The sequence below is a fragment of the Flavobacterium endoglycinae genome, assembly GCF_017352115.1.
GTDB lineage: Bacteria > Bacteroidota > Bacteroidia > Flavobacteriales > Flavobacteriaceae > Flavobacterium > Flavobacterium endoglycinae.
Map to the genome: position 1 here is coordinate 606115 of NZ_CP071448.1, position 19801 is coordinate 625915.

Annotated in this window: 23 protein-coding genes; 10 read left to right on the top strand and 13 right to left on the bottom strand. The window is 33.5% G+C overall.

Going from position 1 to position 19801, the window contains the following annotated elements; genetic code table 11:
* Nucleotides 1–52: 52 nt before the first annotated feature.
* Complete coding sequence (locus J0383_RS02590) at nt 53–766, top strand: YebC/PmpR family DNA-binding transcriptional regulator (protein WP_012024626.1); 714 nt, start codon at nt 53–55, stop codon at nt 764–766.
* 134 nt (nt 767–900) lie between these two features.
* Entirely contained in the window at nt 901–1107 is a 207-nt protein-coding gene (locus J0383_RS02595) for a hypothetical protein (protein ID WP_207296892.1), read from the top strand.
* Between the two features lie 50 nt (nt 1108–1157).
* Here J0383_RS02595 and J0383_RS02600 read toward each other — a convergent pair whose 3' ends face one another.
* The 3 genes from J0383_RS02600 to J0383_RS02610 form a co-directional block, all read right to left on the bottom strand.
* The gene (locus J0383_RS02600; RefSeq protein WP_207296893.1) at nt 1158–2036 is read right to left on the bottom strand and encodes a LamG domain-containing protein; all 879 of its coding nucleotides are present in this window, start codon (nt 2034–2036) and stop codon (nt 1158–1160) included.
* Nucleotides 2037–2696: 660 nt separating this feature from the next.
* Nucleotides 2697–3737 (bottom strand): PLP-dependent cysteine synthase family protein, encoded by a 1041-nt coding sequence (locus tag J0383_RS02605; protein ID WP_207296894.1) that lies wholly within the window; start codon nt 3735–3737, stop codon nt 2697–2699.
* A gap of 71 nt (nt 3738–3808) precedes the next feature.
* Complete coding sequence (locus J0383_RS02610; protein WP_207296895.1) at nt 3809–5944, bottom strand: S9 family peptidase; 2136 nt, start codon at nt 5942–5944, stop codon at nt 3809–3811.
* Nucleotides 5945–6013: 69 nt separating this feature from the next.
* Between J0383_RS02610 and J0383_RS02615 the strand changes: the two genes are divergently transcribed.
* The gene (locus tag J0383_RS02615) at nt 6014–6334 is read left to right on the top strand and encodes a YbaB/EbfC family nucleoid-associated protein (protein WP_207296896.1); all 321 of its coding nucleotides are present in this window, start codon (nt 6014–6016) and stop codon (nt 6332–6334) included.
* A 147-nt stretch (nt 6335–6481) separates the two neighbouring features.
* Here J0383_RS02615 and J0383_RS02620 read toward each other — a convergent pair whose 3' ends face one another.
* Complete coding sequence (locus J0383_RS02620; protein ID WP_207296897.1) at nt 6482–7501, bottom strand: threonine aldolase family protein; 1020 nt, start codon at nt 7499–7501, stop codon at nt 6482–6484.
* Nucleotides 7502–7850: 349 nt separating this feature from the next.
* On the opposite strand from J0383_RS02620, the gene prfB reads away from it, so the two are divergent.
* Both prfB and msrB read left to right on the top strand, forming a co-directional pair.
* Nucleotides 7851–8949 (top strand): peptide chain release factor 2 gene (gene prfB / locus J0383_RS02625; RefSeq protein WP_207296898.1). Its coding sequence is split into 2 segments (ribosomal slippage): nt 7851–7913 and nt 7915–8949, totalling 1098 coding nucleotides; the frame shifts between segments, so codons are not numbered across the junction.
* A 93-nt stretch (nt 8950–9042) separates the two neighbouring features.
* A complete protein-coding gene (gene msrB, locus J0383_RS02630) occupies nt 9043–9486 on the top strand; it encodes a peptide-methionine (R)-S-oxide reductase MsrB (protein WP_207296899.1) in 444 nt (147 codons plus the stop codon).
* Nucleotides 9487–9527: 41 nt separating this feature from the next.
* Here msrB and J0383_RS02635 read toward each other — a convergent pair whose 3' ends face one another.
* From J0383_RS02635 to J0383_RS02650, 4 genes are all read right to left on the bottom strand, one after another.
* Nucleotides 9528–9734: a hypothetical protein gene (locus tag J0383_RS02635; protein WP_207296900.1), complete on the bottom strand. Its 207-nt coding sequence runs from the start codon at nt 9732–9734 to the stop codon at nt 9528–9530.
* 11 nt (nt 9735–9745) lie between these two features.
* On the bottom strand, nt 9746–10054 hold the full coding sequence (locus J0383_RS02640) for a DUF3817 domain-containing protein (protein WP_207296901.1): 309 nt from the start codon (nt 10052–10054) through the stop codon (nt 9746–9748).
* A gap of 3 nt (nt 10055–10057) precedes the next feature.
* Nucleotides 10058–10516, bottom strand: a complete 459-nt coding sequence (locus tag J0383_RS02645) for a hypothetical protein (protein WP_207296902.1) — start codon at nt 10514–10516, stop codon at nt 10058–10060.
* A gap of 70 nt (nt 10517–10586) precedes the next feature.
* Nucleotides 10587–11177, bottom strand: coding sequence for a TetR/AcrR family transcriptional regulator (locus tag J0383_RS02650; protein WP_207296903.1), 591 nt, complete (start codon nt 11175–11177; stop codon nt 10587–10589).
* Between the two features lie 153 nt (nt 11178–11330).
* Here J0383_RS02650 and J0383_RS02655 point away from each other — a divergent pair, with 153 nt between their 5' ends.
* The 5 genes from J0383_RS02655 to hemN all read left to right on the top strand — a co-directional run bounded on the left by J0383_RS02655 (nt 11331) and on the right by hemN (nt 16054).
* Nucleotides 11331–12959, top strand: coding sequence for an acyl-CoA carboxylase subunit beta (locus J0383_RS02655; protein WP_207296904.1), 1629 nt, complete (start codon nt 11331–11333; stop codon nt 12957–12959).
* A gap of 121 nt (nt 12960–13080) precedes the next feature.
* Nucleotides 13081–13503: a DoxX family protein gene (locus J0383_RS02660; protein ID WP_207296905.1), complete on the top strand. Its 423-nt coding sequence runs from the start codon at nt 13081–13083 to the stop codon at nt 13501–13503.
* A 125-nt stretch (nt 13504–13628) separates the two neighbouring features.
* Nucleotides 13629–13976 carry a hypothetical protein gene (locus tag J0383_RS02665; RefSeq protein WP_207296906.1) on the top strand — a complete coding sequence of 116 codons (348 nt, stop codon included), beginning with the start codon at nt 13629–13631 and terminating at the stop codon, nt 13974–13976.
* Between the two features lie 116 nt (nt 13977–14092).
* Entirely contained in the window at nt 14093–14563 is a 471-nt protein-coding gene (locus J0383_RS02670) for a hypothetical protein (RefSeq protein WP_207296907.1), read from the top strand.
* A 126-nt stretch (nt 14564–14689) separates the two neighbouring features.
* Nucleotides 14690–16054 carry an oxygen-independent coproporphyrinogen III oxidase gene (gene hemN / locus J0383_RS02675; protein WP_207296908.1) on the top strand — a complete coding sequence of 455 codons (1365 nt, stop codon included), beginning with the start codon at nt 14690–14692 and terminating at the stop codon, nt 16052–16054.
* Here hemN and J0383_RS02680 read toward each other — a convergent pair.
* The 5 genes from J0383_RS02680 to J0383_RS02700 are packed head-to-tail and all read right to left on the bottom strand — an operon-like array spanning nt 16051 to nt 19795.
* The gene (locus J0383_RS02680; RefSeq protein ID WP_207296909.1) at nt 16051–16752 is read right to left on the bottom strand and encodes a sulfite exporter TauE/SafE family protein; all 702 of its coding nucleotides are present in this window, start codon (nt 16750–16752) and stop codon (nt 16051–16053) included. The two genes, hemN and J0383_RS02680, sit on opposite strands and share 4 nt — an antisense overlap.
* An 11-nt stretch (nt 16753–16763) precedes the next feature.
* On the bottom strand, nt 16764–17216 hold the full coding sequence (locus J0383_RS02685; RefSeq protein WP_207296910.1) for a FixH family protein: 453 nt from the start codon (nt 17214–17216) through the stop codon (nt 16764–16766).
* Between the two features lie 11 nt (nt 17217–17227).
* Nucleotides 17228–18646 (bottom strand): cytochrome c oxidase accessory protein CcoG, encoded by a 1419-nt coding sequence (gene ccoG, locus J0383_RS02690; protein ID WP_207296911.1) that lies wholly within the window; start codon nt 18644–18646, stop codon nt 17228–17230.
* A gap of 15 nt (nt 18647–18661) precedes the next feature.
* Nucleotides 18662–19600, bottom strand: coding sequence for a cbb3-type cytochrome c oxidase N-terminal domain-containing protein (locus J0383_RS02695; protein WP_207296912.1), 939 nt, complete (start codon nt 19598–19600; stop codon nt 18662–18664).
* Between the two features lie 18 nt (nt 19601–19618).
* On the bottom strand, nt 19619–19795 hold the full coding sequence (locus tag J0383_RS02700; protein WP_207296913.1) for a CcoQ/FixQ family Cbb3-type cytochrome c oxidase assembly chaperone: 177 nt from the start codon (nt 19793–19795) through the stop codon (nt 19619–19621).
* Between the last annotated feature and the right edge of the window lie 6 nt (nt 19796–19801).

Genomic DNA, 19801 nt, shown 5'->3' on the forward strand with positions numbered 1-19801 from the left:
GGATAAATAAGGAATTACTTTTATTTTTGCATCACAAAATAAAAAATTAGAAATGGGAAGAGCGTTCGAATTTAGAAAAGGAAGAAAAATGAAACGTTGGTCTGCAATGGCCAAAACATTTACCCGAATTGGTAAAGATATCGTTATGGCCGTTAAAGAAGGCGGTCCTAATCCTGATGCCAATTCTAGATTAAGAGCGGTTATACAAAACGCGAAAGCTGCCAACATGCCTAAAGACAATGTGGAGCGTGCGATTAAAAATGCCAGCAATAAAGATACTGCCAACTATAAAGAAATTTTGTTTGAAGGATATGCTCCTCACGGAATTGCAATTTTAATTGAAACTGCATCTGACAACAATAATAGAACTGTAGCCAACATTCGTAGTTATTTTAATAAATGCAATGGAACAATGGGAACTCAGGGATCTGTTGAGTTTATGTTTGATCATACTTGTAATTTCAGAATTGCTAAAGACGGGATCGATGCAGAAGAACTAGAATTAGAGCTTATTGATTTTGGTGCTGAAGAGGTTTTCGAAGATGAAGATGGAATCTTAATCTATGCTCCTTTTGGAAGTTTTGGTGCGTTACAGAAAGAGTTAGAAAACAGAGGTCTTGAAATTTTATCTTCTGGTTTTGAGCGTATTCCTCAAATCACTAAAGAGTTAACTGAAGCTCAAATCGCTGACGTTGAAAAATTAATCGAAAAAATCGAAGAAGATGATGACGTAATGAACGTTTATCACACAATGAAAGAAGAATAATTTTTTCTTTTAATAATACATTTAAAAGCTCCGGATTCGGAGCTTTTTTTGTTTGAAATCATTTTAAACTAGGGTTACCCATTTAAAAAATTAATATTTACAGTTATATTTGCCCTACCTCAAATAACAACAAAATGCAAACATCAAAAATTACAAGAATTGCAGTAATAGTATTGGTACTTCTATTTTTAGTATTAAGCGTAATAAGCTGCAGCACACATGTTCATTCTAGCCATCCGAGACCAGCAAGCGGTAAAAGAATACCTCCAGGGCAAGCTAAAAAAATGTCAGGAGATAAAAGCGCAAAAGCGTATGCTCCAGGTCAGCAGAAAAAGAGATAAAAAAAGCCTTCTGAATTTCAGAAGGCTTCTTTTTTGTAAAAATTGCTGATTTATTTTTTCCCAGCGCTATTTATGACTTTAATTAAATAAGTTCCTTCGGGCAAATCACTAATATTAGAACCATTAGTTTCCATTATCTTTTTCCCATCAGAATAGACTTCAATATTTTTACTTGTTTCAGCAGATGACGTTTTTACAGTCGGATTACTTACTTTTTTAGGGCTATTAACCACTGAGGTTTCATTTACCTTTCCAGTAGGTTTTGAGCTTTCATAAGCTTCTAAAACTTGTTCATCTGTCATAGCTACTACATATAATTTAAGATCATCAATATCTGCATTTATAGCAGTAGAAGTATTTAATTTTCCTATACTCAAGATATAACCTTTAGCTGAACGCTGAATGTCTGAGACGGATTTCAGTAATTGACCATTACGGTAAATTTTAGTTACATTTCCATCGTATGTAACACTGTACAAATACCACGTATCTTTTACAAGAGGAACGGAAATTGTAATATTGTTTGTATCTCCCCAGCCAATCAAACTTAAATCTGAATTACCTCCAGAAGCCGGCTGTTGTAATAATGCAAAATATTGTCCGTTTACTGGTGTACCATAATTAAAAATGTAATTAGCAGTATTTACAGCATTGAATTTTACCCAGATCGAAATTGTTTTTGGTTTATTGCCTTGAGGAAGATCGCCCACAACACCCTGATATGCTTTGTTGGTTAATCGTAAAGCACCTTTAGGAGTTCCCATTCTATCATTTACAAAAACAGGTGTGCCAAGAAATGAAACTGTATTATCAGCACTGTTTAGAGTCCCGTTGAAATTAAATTCCTGTACCGGATTTTGAGCATTTGCTTTAAAAAAAATAAATAACACTAAAACGAATAATACTTTTTTCTTTTTTATAGATTTCATTTGAATAGTTTGGGGGCTTAGGCAAATATTTTATTGCAAATCTGAAAAATCAAATTTCAATATTTTGTTTATTATTTTTATAAATTTTGTTAAAACTATAATTTTTATCTACCATTACCAAACAATTCCTACACGTAAATAAATAATTCTCACAAAAAAAATTTAGTAGACTTTTAAGATTCTTTATAAATACTTTTTAAATTATTTAGATGGAAACAAAAAATTGAATTCGAAAAAAAGCCTTCTAAAAATTCAGAAGGCTTTTCAACTATTCCAAAAATATTTAATTACTGTAATGGCATATAAAAGCTAACATTAAATAACATATCAGAACCGTATTTGGAAGTGATTTTTAAGATGGCGTTTTGTTATTTTCAGTAAATAAGTTTTTGGAAGATCATTTATAATCATGGAATTGTTTTTATAACTTTCGTTCTTTACAAGCTTACATTTTTAGCTTATTCTAGAAGCAGTGTATCAATTTACTTCCACTAATCTATTATATTATATCGTTTCTGAAAAGTATAACCGACAATTAGCTCAAAAACTCGTTAAAATCACTTGAGTAATCATTTTTGCTTCTAATTGAATTATAAAAGCATAAAAAAAACTCCATTCGCAAATGGAATGGAGTTTCAAATATTTAGGAAGTAACTTATATTACTTTACAAATTCAATTTTTTGAGTTTCTTCTTCATTAACACTATCAAAGAAACCTTGTTCATTCATCCAGTCATCACTAAATACTTTACTCATGTAACGTGATCCATGATCTGGGAAAATAGCTATAATATTACTGTCTTTTGTAAACTCACCTTCCTCCGCATATTGTTTAATCGCCTGCATTACTGCTCCTGACGTGTATCCAACAAAAAGTCCTTCTTTTCTAGTGATTTCTCTTGCTGAATGAGCACTTTCCTCATCGGTTACTTTCATGAATTTATCAATGATATCAAAATCTGTTGCTGAAGGAATTAAGTTTTTCCCTAAACCTTCAATACGGTATGGGTAAATTTCTTTGCTATCGAATTCTTTTGTTTCGTGGTATTTTTTCAATACTGATCCAAAAGCATCAACTCCTAAGATTCTAATATTTGGATTTTGTTCTTTTAAGAATTTTGCGGTTCCAGAGATAGTTCCTCCTGTTCCGCTGCAGGCAATTAAGTGTGTGATTTTTCCTTTTGTCTGCTCCCAGATTTCAGGACCTGTAGTGTTGTAGTGAGCATCAATATTTAATTGGTTGAAATATTGATTAATGTAAACTGAACCTTTTGTTTCTTCGTGAAGGCGTTTGGCTACATTATAGTATGATCTTTCATCATCTGCAGAAACGTGAGCCGGACAGACATATACTTTAGCGCCTAAACTTCTCAACATGTCAATTTTATCTTTGGATGATTTTGAACTTACTGCTAAAATACAGTTATATCCTTTTATTATGCTTACCATTGCAAGACTAAAACCTGTATTTCCTGATGTAGTCTCAATAATAGTATCGCCTGGAGAAAGTATTCCTTTTCTTTCGGCTTCTTCAATTATATATAACGCTATTCTATCTTTTGAAGAATGACCTGGGTTAAAAGCTTCTACCTTTGCGTAGAAATTTCCTTCTAACTCTTCGGTGATTTTATTTAGTTTAATAAGTGGGGTATTACCTATTAACTCTAAAACATTGTTATAAGCGTTTATTTCTTCTTTCATAAAAAAATAGTTAATCAAAGGCATTTTTAAATTAACCTTGATAGGTTGCAAATTTAACAAAAAAAATCTAATTAGCTTTTAATTTTTTCTAAATCTAATAAAAAACTAAATTCTTTTGCTAAGTCTTTTAAAGCTTCAAATCGCCCTGAAGCCCCGCCATGTCCGGCATCCATATTAGTATCTAAAAACAGAAGATTGTTATCTGTTTTTAATTCTCTCAATTTCGCCACCCATTTAGCTGGTTCCCAATACTGTACCTGAGAATCGTGTAATCCGGTAGATACATACATATTAGGATATTTTTGTGCTTTTACATTATCGTAAGGCGAATACGACAACATGTAATCGTAATATTTTTTATTATTTGGGTTTCCCCATTCATCATATTCTCCAGTTGTAAGCGGAATACTGTCATCCAGCATTGTGGTAATAACGTCTACAAAAGGTACTTGAGCAATAACACCATTGTACAATTCTGGAGCTTCATTTATAATAACTCCCATCAGTAATCCTCCTGCAGATCCACCCTCGGCATAAAGATGTTCAGCAGAAGTATATTTCTCGTCTATTACAAATTTAGAGCAATCGATGAAATCTGTAAAGGTATTTTTCTTTTTTAACAGTTTTCCATCTTCATACCATTGTCTTCCTAAATCCTCTCCTCCTCTAATATGCGCAATTGCGTAAACAAATCCACGGTCTAACAAAGAAAGTCTTGTTGAAGAAAAATAAGTATCCATCGTAATACCGTAAGAGCCGTAAGCATACAGCAACAAAGGATTTTTTCCGTTTTTCTGAAGACCTTTTCTGTAAATCATCGAAATGGGCACTTTTACACCATCTCTGGCTGTTGCCCAAACACGTTCTTCAACATAATTTTCTTTATCAAATTTTCCTCCTAATACCTGTTGTTCTTTTAGAATTTCTTTGGTTTTAGTTTTCATATTGAAATCAATTACAGATGACGGCGTTGCAAGCGATTGGTAGCTGTAACGCAGAATATCAGTATCAAAATCGATATTAGTAGTTGTGTAAGCATTGTAGGTTTCGCTTCCAAATGGCAGGTAATAATCTGGTTCGTCATTCCAAGGCATTATCCGGATATGATTTAAACCGTTTGAGCGCTCTTCAACCACTAAAAAGTTTTTGAATATTTCAATATCTTCCAGCAAAACATCTTCTCTATGCGGAATAACATCTACCCAGTTTTTCTTTCCTGTTTTGTTTTCCGGCGTTTTCATCAGCTTAAAGTTCGTCGCTTTATCTTTATTGGTTAAGATGTAAAACGAATCTTCATAATGCGAAATACTGTATTCTAATCCGCGCACGCGAGGTTGAAAAACTTCAAATTCTCCATCTGGATTATCTGAATTTAAAATTCTGTATTCAGTCGTCAATGTGCTTCCTGAACTAATTACAATATATTTTTTTGATTTTTCTTTGTTTACAGAAACATTAAATGTATCATCGGTTTCATGATAAACCAATACATCGTTTTTGGAATCTGTATTTAATTTATGTCTAAAAATTTTATCGGCTCTTAAAGTAACCTCATCTTGTCTGGTGTAAAACAAAGTGTTGTTATCGTTTGCCCAGACAGATCCTCCAGTTGCATTTTCGATTTTGTCTGCTAGAATTTCACCTGTCTGAAGATTTTTCACTTGAATGGTATAAATTCTTCTTCCCACGATATCGACTCCAAAACTTGCAAATTTATTATCAGGACTAATACTCAATCCGCCTAATTTAAAATAAGCATGTCCTTTTGCCAGTTCGTTGCAGTTAAATAAAATTTCTTCATCTGCCGAAAGACTTCCTTTTTTTCTTGAAAAAATAGGATAATCCTGCCCGGTTTCGAAACGTGTGATATAATAATATCCGTTGTAAAAATACGGAACAGATGAATCATCTTCTTTAATTCTCCCTTTCATTTCTTCATACAAAATCTCTTGCAGGTCTTTTGTATGAGCTGTCATTTGCTGATAATATTCGTTTTCTTTATTTAGATAATCAATTACTTCTGAATTCTCTCTATCATTTAGCCAGAAGTAGTTATCTATACGGGTTTGCTTATGTTTTTTTAAAGTTTTAGGTATGATTTGGGCCTTTGGAGCCGTTATATTTTTTTGCATTGATTGAGCATTAATTTTTAAACATGGAGAGGCAAAAATAGTACAAACACAATAGAACAAAATTATTTTTTTCATAAAATATTCTATTGAATTAACACAGCAATATACTAATTTTGTCTGAAATAATTTAAAAAATCAATAAAAATGGACTTAATGGGAATGATGGGTAAACTTAAAGAAACCCAGCAAAAAATTGAAGACACAAAAAAACGCTTAGATACCGTTTTAATCGATGAAGAAAGCGCTGACGGATTATTGAAAATTACAATTACAGCAAGCAGAAACATAAAAACAATCTCAATCGATGATTCTTTATTTGAAGATAAAGAGCAATTAGAAGATTATTTGATTGTAACTCTAAATAAAGCTATCGAAAAAGCAACTCGTGTAAACGAAAGAGAAATTGATGCTGTAGCAAGAATGGACATGCCTACTATCCCAGGAATGGATAATCTTTTTAAATAAGACTCAAAAGAACAAAGATGCAAAGGTTCAAAGTTTATCATACACATGAAAACTTTGAACCTTTTTTATATAAAAAAAGCGCACTATTGTACGCTTATATTAAACCTTTGTAACTCTGAACCTCAGAACCTTTGCATCTAGTAAAAATCAAATTTTCGAAAAGGTCTCCATCACATATGTATGCATGACTTCTTTATAATCCAAATGCGTTACAATTCGAAGTTTATTGCGTCCTAAAGAGCTGATTAAAATATTTTTTTGTTTTAATTTTTCGATTAAAAGCGTATCGCTGTAACCTTCTGCCAAAGAAAAAATCAAAATATTGGTTTCTACAGGTTCTACACTTGCCACCCATGATTTCGTACTTAAAATCGCTCCGATTTCTTTAGCTCTGCGGTGATCTTCGGCTAATCTTTCTATATTGTTTGCCAAAGCATACAAACCCGCTGCAGCCAAATAACCTACTTGACGCATTCCACCTCCCAATATCTTTCTGATTCTCAACGCCCTATGAATATCAGCTTTACTTCCAAGTAAAACAGAACCAATTGGAGCACCTAATCCTTTAGACAAACAAACTGAAATAGTGTCGAAAATAGCTCCGAATTCCTTCGGATTTTGTCTTTTAGCCACTAAAGCATTCCAGATTCTCGCACCGTCTAAATGAAATTTCAAATTATTAGCGTCACAAACCCTTTTTATATCTCGTAAATCTTCTAATTCGTAGCAAGCTCCTCCACCTTTGTTAGTTGTATTTTCAACACAAACTAAACTGGTTAACGGACTGTGATAAAATTCAGGATCATTGATTGCTGCTGCGACTTGAGCTGCGTTAATCATTCCACGGTCTCCATCCAGAAGACAGCAGGAAACACCGCTGTTAAAGGAAACGCCGCCACCTTCGTAATGAAAAACATGTGCATATTTATCGGCAATTAATTGCTCTCCTGGCTGCGTATGTAATTTAATGGCAGTTTGATTTGCCATAGTTCCAGACGGAAAAAAAAGTCCAGCTTCCATACCAAAAAATTCGGCTACTCTTGTTTCTAGTTCAATAACCGTAGGATCCTGTTTGTATACATCGTCGCCAACCTGAGCGTTGAACATATACTGAAGCATCTCATATGTAGGCTTTGTAATGGTATCGCTAATTAAATTTATTTCCATATATAACTATATATTTTTCGACAGCAAAATTACGTATTACTGTTAGTTATTAATCGTAAGTTTTAATAAATTTTAACTTAAGATTACTACACAACCAAATTAACGTAATATTTGTAAAAAACATATAAAACTATCATTAATAATTCAAAAATTGATTTCTTATTTTTCAAATCAATTGCAGATACTCTAGAATCAATACTACGAGATCTATCCTTTTTTGCTCAGTAATTTATTGCTGAATTCTAAAAACTAAATCTTATTTTTGTAGCACGAAATTACTTATTAGACTTTTAACACAGACTAATATATAATACCAACAAAAAACATCTAAAAAACAAGTTATTAATTTATGACAACAGCCGAACAAGTAAAAGGTATTGTGGAGCGCCTTGGTGCGTTGAGGAGGTATCTTTGACGTTGATGCCAAGCTAATCGAAATTGCAAACGAAGAAGAAAAAACTTTTGCTCCTGATTTTTGGAATAATCCTAAAGAAGCCGAAAACATTGTAAAAAATCTTCGAAATAAGAAAAAATGGATTGAAGATTATGACAAAGCTGCTACTCTTACAGAAGAATTACAGCTGGCTTATGATTTTTATAAAGAAGGGGAACTTTCTGTTGACGAGCTAGATGAACAATATGACACAACACAGACTCATATAGAAAACATCGAATTCAAAAATATGCTTTCTGATGAAGCCGATAGTTTAAGTGCTGTTGTACAAATTACAGCTGGAGCTGGAGGAACTGAAAGCTGTGACTGGGCTGGAATGCTGATGCGTATGTATATGATGTGGGGAGAAAGTTATGGTTATAAAATCAAAGAACTTAACTTTCAAGAAGGTGATGTTGCTGGAATAAAAACCGTAACTTTAGAATTCGAAGGAGATTATTCTTTTGGTTATTTAAAAGGAGAAAATGGAGTTCACCGTTTGGTTCGAATTTCGCCTTTTGATAGTAATGCCAAACGTCATACTTCGTTCGTTTCAGTTTATGTATATCCGCTTGTAGATGATAGTATCGAAATCGACATTAATCCTGCCGATATCGAAATTACAACTTCTCGTTCGAGCGGTGCTGGTGGACAAAACGTAAATAAAGTTGAAACTAAAGTTCAGTTAGTTCACAAACCAACAGGAATCCAGATTCAGTGTTCGGAAACACGTTCTCAGCAAGATAACAGACAGCGAGCTATGCAGATGCTTCGTTCGCAGTTGTATGAAATCGAACTGAAGAAACAACAAGCACAACGTGCCGATATTGAAGCTGGAAAAATGAAAATTGAATGGGGTTCGCAGATTCGTAATTACGTAATGCAGCCTTATAAATTAGTAAAAGACGTTCGTACAGGTTACGAAACCAGCGACGTTGATGGTGTAATGAACGGAAATATTGACCCATTCCTTAAAGCCTATTTAATGATGATGGGACAAAAAGAGGAAGAATAATAATCAGTGTTCAGATTAATGTGTTCAGTGCAGTTTGCAGTCGCAGTAACTTGAAACCTGAAACTTGAAACATTCAACTAAAAAGAAAAAGTTATGATCAAATGGGCAGATGTAATTCATTTTACAAACAAAGGAAATCCAACTCCAGATAAAAGAGTGGAAAAAACGGAGGAAGAATGGAAACAAATCTTGACTCCAGAAGAATATCAGGTAACACGTTTAAAAGGAACCGAAAGATCATTCAGCTCAGAAATGTGCAGCTTGTTTGATCCTGGTATTTACGAATGTAAATGCTGCGGAACAGTACTTTTTGATGCAAGCGAAAAGTTTGAATCCGGTACAGGATGGCCATCATTTACGCAGCCTATCAAAGAAAACGCTATTGGGTATCACGCTGATAAATCATACGGAATGATTCGTGTTGAGGTTGTATGTAATGTCTGCGATGCACACTTAGGGCATGTTTTCCCTGACGGGCCTCCTCCTAGCGGTTTACGTTATTGTATTAATGCGGTTTCACTTTCTAAAGTAAAATAGTCATCATAAAAAAGCCAGAAGATAATCTTCTGGCTTTTTGCTTATAAAGCTTCGCACTCAAAACCAATTACTTTCATTAAAAAAATTACTTTTTCGAGAATATCATCTTTACATTCAAATCGTAAAATATTGTCACAGTCTTCAAGATCAAAATTCCACTTTGAATCTGGAAATATCTTATTAAGTTTTGGAGCTGCTTTCTTTACTTTCGCAACACTGTCAACATTTGTTTTAAATACCAAAACCATAATTTAAAGGATTATGAGTTGATTTTACTTAAAATTTTAGAATCAATATAAAAAGTACCAAAAGGAATCATACAAGCCACGAGCACTTTCCAAGTTGTATCTTTAAACTTCCAATTTTGTTCAACACCTACACTTAAGGTATTAAAAACAAAAAGCAAAAATAAAGCGCCATGTATAGTGCCAATTGGTCTGGTTAAAAATGGCATTTCAAAAATATATTTCATAGGCATTGCGACAAAAAGCAATATCAAAAGTGAAGTTCCTTCTAGAAACCCAATAATTCGTAAACGTCCGGTAGTAGTCTGCAGTAAATTTTTCATGATTTATCTAATATAAGGTCGGTTTGCAAGAGGCGAAAATGGCCACGGAATGGCAATGAAAATGATAATTAAAGCAATGGTAAACCAAATAAGCATGGTTTTGAATTTCTGGCCGTCAGAAAGTTTTCTTTTTGCCAAAGCAGAACCAATTGTAATAAAAATGACCGCAGCAAGCATTAAAACAATGTGAATAAGCCCAAAGAAAGCCATATCCAAATTCTGAATTCCATCTTTAAAATTTCTCCAGAAATATTTCACAATAGGGCTCTGCACATAAACCAATATCCCAAAAAGAAGCTGAATATGGGCAATTGTTGCTGTCCAGTGCCGGATGAGGTTGTCTGTTTTGGTAAAAGAAAGTTGGAAAAAATATCCTTTGTAAGCTCTGTAAATTGAATATAATAAACTCAACAATACGAGCCATCTCATAAATGAATGGCAGATTAAAATAGATTGATGCATCGTTTTTTGATTAAAGACAATGCAAATATATTTAAAAACATACTACTTAGTATGTTTTTGAAGAAAAAAATTATTTCAGTCCATTCAAATACTTTTTAAACTCTTGTAAATAAACCAAATACACTTTTTTATCATTATGAAGTTTTCCAAAATTACGAATTCCCCAATAACCGGAAAGGATAAAAAATGCGACCTGTTCTCCTACGACATCTTTTCTAATTAATCCCTGCTCCTGCCCTTTTTCAATTGCTTTTATAATCTTCTCTTTCCATAAATTAACCAATTCGGTTAAAGCACGACTGAATTTAGTATTCCATGGAGCCATTTCTTGCGTCAAATTACCCACTGGGCAGCCATATTGCGTTTGCAAAAAAGGATCTTCCAGCAGTAAATAAGAAATCATATTGTAAAAATCTTCAATTGGATTACGCGAATTTTCTGTTGGCTTTATAAAATGTTCCTGCATTGTAGGCTTCAAAATCTCTTCAATTATAGCAACTCCCATTTCATCTTTGGTTTTAAAATGGTAATAAAAAGCCCCTTTCGTTACTTGGGTTGTAGCGATAATTTCGTCAATGCTCGTTGTTTGATATCCTTTTGTATAAATCAGTTCGAATGCTTTATGAAGAATAGTGAGTCTGGTATTTGCAGCTTTAGACATAAAAAATACTAATTAGTATAAAAAACAAATTAAAGAAAATTATTTGATTTTAAAAACTACAGAAAAGGTTTTCGTTTTCGCAAAAGCATCTTCGTTTATTTCAATTGATTTTGTAAATTAGCCAACACTATTTTGTAAAATCAATATTATATCATGGATTTAAACTTCAATAAAAACGAAGATCACAATAAATTACTCCTTTCAGAATTAAAACAAAAGTTTGCCAAAGTAAAATTAGGCGGAGGCGAAAAAAGAATCGAAAAATTACACTCAGAAGGCAAAATGACGGCACGTGAGCGTATCGATTATTTATTGGACAAAGATTCAAATCGTATTGAAATAGGTGGTTTTGCCGGCGAAGGAATGTACGCTGAACATGGCGGATGTCCATCTGGCGGTGTTGTAATAAAAATTGGCTACATTAAAGGAAAACAATGTATTGTTGTTGCTAATGATGCAACTGTGAAAGCTGGAGCTTGGTTTCCAATTACAGGAAAGAAAAATCTTCGTGCGCAGGAAATTGCTATCGAAAACAGATTACCAATTATTTATCTGGTTGACAGTGCAGGAGTTTATCTGCCAATGCAGGATGAAATTTTTCCTGATAAAGAACACTTCGGAAGAATTTTTAGAAACAATGCCCAAATGAGCAGTATGGGTATCACGCAAATTGCGGCCGTTATGGGAAGTTGTGTTGCTGGAGGTGCTTACTTGCCTATTATGAGCGACGAAGCTTTAATTGTTGATAAAACCGGAAGTATTTTCCTTGCCGGAAGTTATCTGGTAAAAGCTGCAATTGGAGAAACAATTGACAACGAAACTTTAGGCGGAGCAACAACACACTGCGAAATCTCTGGAGTTACTGATTATAAAGCCAAAGACGATAAAGATGCTTTGGATAAAATTAAAAATATAGTTGATAAAATTGGTGATTTTGATAAAGCTGGCTACAGCCGAATTAAAGCTGAAAAACCTGCTTTAAATCCTAATGATATATACGGAATTCTGCCAAAATCGCGTTCAGAACAATACGACATGATGGAAATTATCAAGCGTCTGGTCGATAATTCAGAATTTGAACCTTACAAAGATGGTTACGGACAAACCATTATTACTGGTTATGCCAGAATTGACGGCTGGGCTGTGGGAATTGTAGCAAATCAGCGAAAAGTAGTTAAAACCAAAAAAGGCGAAATGCAATTTGGCGGTGTTATCTATTCTGACAGTGCCGATAAAGCGACTCGATTTATTGCGAACTGTAACCAAAAGAAAATTCCATTGGTATTTTTGCAAGATGTTACCGGATTTATGGTAGGCTCAAAATCAGAACATGGCGGAATTATAAAAGATGGCGCAAAAATGGTAAATGCAGTAAGTAATTCTGTTGTACCAAAATTTACGGTTGTTGTAGGAAATTCGTATGGCGCAGGAAATTACGCGATGTGCGGAAAAGCATACGACCCTAGATTAATTTTTGCATGGCCAAGTGCAGAACTTGCCGTAATGGGCGGAACACAAGCGGCAAAAGTTTTAGCACAAATCGAAGCTTCTTCGCTTAAAGCAAAAGGAGAAATAATTGACGAAGCTAAAGAAACAGAACTATTCAATAAAATTAAAGCGAAATACGACGAGCAGGTTTCTCCTTATTATGCAGCTTCAAGATTATGGACAGACGCGATTATTGATCCTTTAGACACACGCACTTGGATCTCAATGGGAATCGAAGCTGCCAATCATGCTCCTATCGAAAAACCATTTAATTTAGGCGTAATTCAGGTTTGAGTCGTTTTCAAAACTCGGAATGCGTTAAATAAAAATCAAAAATCTCATTTTCAGACACTTATTTTAATAATGTCATTAAAATTTACTAATTTTAATGTACAATTCTTAATCACGTAGTATCATGGAAAATGTTAAAAGCTTGAATAAGTGGGCAAACTCGCATACTTATTTACCAGTAGATTTAGTACGTATTATATTGGGTGTTTTTTTATTTATGAAAGGCATTTCATTTGTAACAAATATCCAATATCTACATGATTTAATTTCTCCAATTGATCAATTTGGAGGCGGTATGTTTCTCTTGCATTATATTGCGCCCGCGCATATGATTGGAGGGATAATGATTGTTTTTGGATTACTTACGCGCTGGGCAATTGCAGCACAGCTTCCAATTCTTTTTGGGGCAGTTCTCGTAAATTTCATGGGAAAAATGCACTCTGAAAGTCTTATGGTCGCCATTTTGGTATTACTTCTTTGTATTTTCTTTTTATTTTACGGAGGCGGTAAACATTCTGCCGATTATTATTTTAAAATGCAGCAATAAATAAAATATATTTTTTATTCTCAGCTTAAGTAATTAAGCTGAGAATGAAACAAAAAAGCATTTTTAAGAACTAATTAGCACTTTAAAATTTCTTTTATTGTGTTTTATGAACTAAATTCGCCCCCATGAATTGGATTCGTAAAACTGTACTATTTTTATCTCTGCTGGTTATCGCATTTTTTGCTGTTCAAGCAAACGATACTCCTGTACAAATAACTGAAATTCAAAAAACCGATTCTAATTTCAGTAAAGATATTGCAGATTCTTCGGCTTTTATTCAGCCGCAAGGCAGTTATCAGTTTGCTGCGAATATCAAAACAGACTACCCTGTAGTTATCAAATGGTTTGATTCACTGTTAGTTGTTGTACCGCAGCATGAAACCGTTAAATCTTGCTTTAACTTTACTAAACAGTTTACTACGCAGAGCCGAAAAATCTCATTGATGCTCTACGCCTTCCATTTTTTCTGGTAAATAAATCCTTGAAATTTTAATTGAGAAGAATTCATTCTTCTTATAGCACTAAGCCGTTTTCCACCTGAAAACCGCTTATAATTTCATGTTTATTTTACCAAATTAAAAATCAAAAAATGGATACAACTGTAACTATAATGGGTATTGTGATCGCAATCATAGTAGCCATCCCAATTTATTTTTCAGCACGATCGAGCGCTGCAAACAAATCGAGAATCTTAAATATCAAAAAGAAATTTAACCCCAATAATCCACAAGAATTTGATCTAACAGAAACGCAAAGCAATAAAACGCTTACGATAGATCAAAAAAATAGAAAATTCATATTAATGAATTTCAACCCAAACCAACAAGAATCAACTTATGTCGATTTAAAAATCGTTTCTTCTTGTAAATTGGTTTTAACAACCGAAGGTGCTTCAGATACCATTATTAAGATTGATTACGAGTTTCAAGATAGAGAAACATCTAAAAAAATAACAATTCCATTCTATGATTTTGATGATGACCGCATTAAACAAATTAGTGCTTATCAAGATCATATGTTTGCGAAAAAATGGCTTAAAATCATACAAGATTCTATATAGTGTTAGTTATTTAATTCAGCAAAAGAGGCTCGTTTTCGGGTCTCTTTTTTTATTTACTAATATGATATTTGTCATTTTATAGCCCATTTTGGAATAGTAATTTTGGTGAAATCTAAATCCATCTTTATGAAAATTTCATTAACCCAAAAGTACAATGTACCTGGGCCAAGATATACCAGTTATCCTACAGTCCCTTATTGGAATGAAGCCGCTTTTACAGTTGAAGAATGGAAATCATCATTTCAAAAAGCATTTTCGGAGAGTAATTCAGAAAACGGAATCAGTTTATATATCCATCTCCCTTTTTGCGAAAGTATGTGCACTTTTTGCGGATGCAATAAACGAATTACAAAAAATCATTCTGTTGAAGAAAAATACATCAAAGCCGTTTTAAAAGAATGGAGTTTATACTGCAGCTTACTTCCTGAACGTCCTCTCATTAAAGAAATCCATTTAGGCGGAGGAACTCCAACTTTTTTCTCAAGTAATAATTTAGAACATCTTATTAACGGCATTTTCAGTTTTGCAAATAAAGCCGAAAATCATGAATTCAGTTTTGAAGGTCATCCTAATAACACTACTTACGAACAGCTTAAAAAATTATATGAATTAGGCTTTCGTCGAGTGAGTTTTGGCGTGCAGGATTATGCTGAAAAAGTACAAAAAGCGATTAATCGTATTCAGCCTTTTCATAATGTTGCCAAAGTGACTTTTTGGGCAAAAGAAATTGGCTATACTTCAATAGGGCACGATATTATATTTGGACTTCCATTTCAAACAATAGAAGATGTAATCGATACTGTAGAAAAAACAAATTCTGTAAAACCAGACCGATTAGCATTTTATAGTTATGCACATGTGCCTTGGATAAAAGGAAATGGACAGCGAGGTTTCAACGAAGAAAATCTTCCTAAGGATGCTGAAAAAAGACAGCTTTATGAAACTGGAAAGATTCTGCTTTCTGCAAATGGTTACCATGAAATTGGTATGGATCATTTTGCTTTAAAAACTGACAGTTTATTTCATGCTTCTCAAAACAAAAAAATGCATCGAAATTTTATGGGATATAGTGCTTCTAAAACACAACTTATGATTGGTTTAGGGGTTTCTTCTATAAGTGACAGCTGGTATGGTTTTGCTCAAAACACTAAAAATTTAGAAGATTATTATCAAATTCTAGAATGGAATCAATTGCCAGTTGTAAAAGGTCATATTTTAGATGAAGAAGATCTTATTATCCGAAAACATATTCTAAATCTTACCTGCGAACTTGAAACTTCCTGGAATAATGAAACAGGATATTTTGAAGAACTTCCTGAGGTTTTATTGTCTTTAAAAGAAATAGAAAACGATGAATTAATTATAATTGGAGAGAATTCGATTAAAATTACAGAAGCAGGACGACCATTCGTACGTAATATTTGTATGGCTTTTGATTTACACCTCAAAAGAAAATCTCCTGAAACGAATTTATTCTCAATGACGGTTTAATGACAATTAGGAGTTCCTTGAACAAACAAGCTCATATTAGAAGGAGATAAATAAGGAATTCCTAAACCTAAACCTCTTAGAATAAATAATATTCCAATTATCACGGCAACATACGGAATTGCTTTTTGAATTTTGTTTCGAAATGGTAACTTTAATAATGATTTTACGTAAACTACTGTAGTCATTAATGGAATCGTTCCTAATCCATAAAGCAGCATATACATTACTCCAAGACCAGCACTCTGCATGGCAATTGCACCAAACAAAGCCGCATAAACCATTCCACAAGGCAGAAAACCATTTAATAAGCCAATCGTAAAAAGAGATTTATAACTTTTCTTTTTAAACTGGCTTCCTAAATGGAATTTTATTTTTGAGATAATTCTGTAAACGGGTTTTGAAAAATTATATTGAGCAAAAACTTTCTCTGGAATCAAAACAATTACAATCATCGCAATTCCGATAATTATAGACATTTTTTGCTGCATTCCTGCCAGAAAGAAACCACGACCCAATAATCCAAAAATTAAACCAATTACTCCATAAGCGGTTAATCGGCCGAAATGATAGGTGAGAATTTGTGTTATTTTTTTAGCCTCATTTTGATGATCTACAGGAAGCATCATAGCAATTGGACCGCACATTCCTACGCAGTGAAGACTACTGATAAGACCCAAAAATAAAGCTGAAAATAACATTTTGTATCTATTTAATTAACGTAAATAACTTCTTTGGTTAAATATCTTTTACCTTCATACTGCCATTCCATATTGACATCCCAACGGCCTTTAATCAATTTATTCTGTGGAATAATTAATGAAGAATTGTTTAGTGCGATTTGGGTATTAAAATCGAATTTTTTATTTGAAGGTCTGTATAACTGAACATTTCCTTTTATCTTGTCACTTTCAAAACCTGCAGGAAAAGTTATTGACAAACCATTGTCAGTTGTATATTTAATTAATGGTTTGTGTTGCAAATCGTGTGCATTTTGAATTCTGGCCATTTCTTCCTGAAAATGCGTATCGTGTTTGTAGTATTCTTCTACAACCAACTCATTATCGTATTTAGAATTTGATTGTACTTCAAAAACAAAATATAAAATAAATGTCATAAACAGTGCAAATGCAATGACAATTCCGGTACCCCAATTAATTTTCATGATATATAATTTTAATTAAAACTTCGTGGTCCTAAGAAATTCGTGGTTGTTGTTTCGAGGAGTTCAGAACCATTATACACTCCTATTTTAACTTTAGTTTTATCACTTTCTAACAATACCTCATCAATTTTGATGAATAAAGTTCCTTGTGATATTCCTTCTTTTGCGACTTTAAAATGTCTTTTCCCAACATTATCAATCTCTCCTTTTTGATCGATTAGTTCAAAGTGAATATCGTTGTAGTCTTTCATGGTTTTGTTTACAATTTTATAGGTGTAAACATTACTTATTTTTTCACCTTCGTGCTGGAAAAGTTGTCCAGGTAAACGTAAAATTACTGCTTGAACGTTTGTTCTTAAAAAGAGCATTCCCACGAAAATACTTAATAGAATACATAAAACTGCTGTGTATCCTTTCATTCTTGTGGTAAATCTGAAAGGTTCTTTTTTTGCAATTTCATCTTCAGAAGCATAACGAATAAGCCCTTTGGGCAATCCTACGCTTTCCATAATGTGATCACATTCATCAATACAGGCAGTACAATTGGTACATTCGAGCTGAGTTCCGTTTCGAATGTCAATTCCCATTGGGCAGACATGAACGCATTGAAGACAATCGATACAATCACCTTTTCCAGTTAAAGCTCTGTCTTCTTTTTTATTGAATTTAGCACGTCCGTTTTCTTTTTCACCACGTACAAAATCATAAGCAACATTAATTGATTTATTGTCTAAAAGTACTCCTTGTAATCTTCCATACGGACAAGCGATAATACATACTTGCTCGCGAAACCAAACAAAGACGAAATAAAAAATACTTGTAAAAATAAGCAGTGCTATAAAATTGCTTGCTTCTTGAATAGGTCCTTGCTCAATCATTAAGAACAAAGTATCACTTCCTACCAAGTAAGCCAGAAATACATTGGCTATAAGAAAGGAAATCAGGAAGAAAATTGTCCATTTAGTCAATCTTTTTCTGATTTTCTCAGCATTCCATTCTTGTTTTGCTAAACGCGATTGTGCACCACGATCGCCATCGATCCAATATTCAATACGACGGAAAACCATTTCAAGAAAAATGGTCTGCGGACAAATCCATCCACAAAAGATTCTTCCAAAAACAACAGTAAATAAAATGATAAATACAACGCCAACAAGCATTGAAATTACGAAGAGGTAAAAATCCTGAGGCCAAAAGGGGAATCCGAAAATATTAAAACGACGTTCTAAAATATTGAACATCATAAATTGGTTTCCGTTTACTTTTATAAAGGGATTTACAAATAGAATAGCCAATAAAACATAACTGACTATTTTGCGGTAATCGTAAAACTTACCAGACGGTTTTTTAGGAAATATAAATTTTCGTTTACCACCTTCATCGATGGTTCCTATACTGTCTCTAAAAGTTTCGTCTGGTAAATTTGACATGGTATTTTATTGTAATTATTTTTTAACTTCGGCACTATCAGCTGGTTTATTAGCTGCGGCGTCTGATTTTGGTGCGGCATCGTCAACCCAAACCTCTCCTTCAGGGGCTTTTGGATCTTTAGGATTACTTCCCTGTAAAGACAGGATATAACTTGCTACTTTTTGAATTTCCTTAGGTTTTAAGGTTCCTTTCCAAGCAATCATACCTTTTCCGTCTCGTCCTCCGTTTGTAATGGTGTGGAATAGGTTTTTAATTCCTCCTCCTAAAATCCAACGGTCATCTGTAAGGTTTGGTCCAATCTGACCTCCGGCATCGGCACGGTGGCAGGCAGCACAATTTGTTGTAAATATCGTTTTACCTTCTGCTAAGCTTGGGGCATCGGTAAGTAAAACAACTGTTTTTTCATCCATTAAATCAGGTGCGGTTTTCATATATTCAGCAACATCAATTTTTGCTTGGGCTAATTCTTTTTTAAGCTCCATTTCTTGATCATCCGCTCCTAAAACATCATATCGAATTACGTACACAACTCCAAAGAAGATACAGATGTAGAATAAATACACCCACCATGGCGGTAAATTATTATCAAGTTCTTTGATTCCGTCATAATCATGATCCATCAACAAATCAGCTTCTTTAGACATTGGTTCAGTTTTAGTAAGCTTATGCATTAATTCTTTGAACCAGGTACTTTCTTTTAAGCTTAAACTGTTTTCATATTCTAATTTCGCTTTTTCTTCTGGCGTCATTAATTGATACAGCACTCTATTTACAGCACTTAGCGTAATTTCGATTGCAATCAAAATGAATAAAAAGAGAAGCAAAAACAGAGACACCATTGGATATTTTATAAAAGCTGGCTTATCGCCTGAGTCTATAAAAAATTCCATTAAAGCAAATACGATGAAGAAAATCAACGGTACTCTAACGTATACTGGGAAAAACTTTTTCATTTTTATCTATCTTTTCAATTACACCAAGCCTTCATCTAAAGGTATATTACTCATTTCCTGAATTTTTTCTTTTCTATAAGAGAACACCCAAAAGCCTAATCCTACGAAAAAAAGGAAGAAAATCAAGAGGGAAATAATCGGGTAAATTTCTATACCCGATATCGTTTCCATATTGTGTTTTATTTGTTCAAACATAATGCT

Coding starts and splice junctions, on each gene's coding strand:
- J0383_RS02590 (WP_012024626.1), top strand. CDS start 53: ATGGGAAGAGCGTTCGAATTTAGAAAAGGAAGAAAAATGAAACGTTGG.
- J0383_RS02595 (WP_207296892.1), top strand. CDS start 901: ATGCAAACATCAAAAATTACAAGAATTGCAGTAATAGTATTGGTACTT.
- J0383_RS02600 (WP_207296893.1), bottom strand. CDS start 2,036: ATGAAATCTATAAAAAAGAAAAAAGTATTATTCGTTTTAGTGTTATTT.
- J0383_RS02605 (WP_207296894.1), bottom strand. CDS start 3,737: ATGAAAGAAGAAATAAACGCTTATAACAATGTTTTAGAGTTAATAGGT.
- J0383_RS02610 (WP_207296895.1), bottom strand. CDS start 5,944: ATGAAAAAAATAATTTTGTTCTATTGTGTTTGTACTATTTTTGCCTCT.
- J0383_RS02615 (WP_207296896.1), top strand. CDS start 6,014: ATGGACTTAATGGGAATGATGGGTAAACTTAAAGAAACCCAGCAAAAA.
- J0383_RS02620 (WP_207296897.1), bottom strand. CDS start 7,501: ATGGAAATAAATTTAATTAGCGATACCATTACAAAGCCTACATATGAG.
- msrB (WP_207296899.1), top strand. CDS start 9,043: ATGATCAAATGGGCAGATGTAATTCATTTTACAAACAAAGGAAATCCA.
- J0383_RS02635 (WP_207296900.1), bottom strand. CDS start 9,734: ATGGTTTTGGTATTTAAAACAAATGTTGACAGTGTTGCGAAAGTAAAG.
- J0383_RS02640 (WP_207296901.1), bottom strand. CDS start 10,054: ATGAAAAATTTACTGCAGACTACTACCGGACGTTTACGAATTATTGGG.
- J0383_RS02645 (WP_207296902.1), bottom strand. CDS start 10,516: ATGCATCAATCTATTTTAATCTGCCATTCATTTATGAGATGGCTCGTA.
- J0383_RS02650 (WP_207296903.1), bottom strand. CDS start 11,177: ATGTCTAAAGCTGCAAATACCAGACTCACTATTCTTCATAAAGCATTC.
- J0383_RS02655 (WP_207296904.1), top strand. CDS start 11,331: ATGGATTTAAACTTCAATAAAAACGAAGATCACAATAAATTACTCCTT.
- J0383_RS02660 (WP_207296905.1), top strand. CDS start 13,081: ATGGAAAATGTTAAAAGCTTGAATAAGTGGGCAAACTCGCATACTTAT.
- J0383_RS02665 (WP_207296906.1), top strand. CDS start 13,629: ATGAATTGGATTCGTAAAACTGTACTATTTTTATCTCTGCTGGTTATC.
- J0383_RS02670 (WP_207296907.1), top strand. CDS start 14,093: ATGGATACAACTGTAACTATAATGGGTATTGTGATCGCAATCATAGTA.
- hemN (WP_207296908.1), top strand. CDS start 14,690: ATGAAAATTTCATTAACCCAAAAGTACAATGTACCTGGGCCAAGATAT.
- J0383_RS02680 (WP_207296909.1), bottom strand. CDS start 16,752: ATGTTATTTTCAGCTTTATTTTTGGGTCTTATCAGTAGTCTTCACTGC.
- J0383_RS02685 (WP_207296910.1), bottom strand. CDS start 17,216: ATGAAAATTAATTGGGGTACCGGAATTGTCATTGCATTTGCACTGTTT.
- ccoG (WP_207296911.1), bottom strand. CDS start 18,646: ATGTCAAATTTACCAGACGAAACTTTTAGAGACAGTATAGGAACCATC.
- J0383_RS02695 (WP_207296912.1), bottom strand. CDS start 19,600: ATGAAAAAGTTTTTCCCAGTATACGTTAGAGTACCGTTGATTTTCTTC.
- J0383_RS02700 (WP_207296913.1), bottom strand. CDS start 19,795: ATGTTTGAACAAATAAAACACAATATGGAAACGATATCGGGTATAGAA.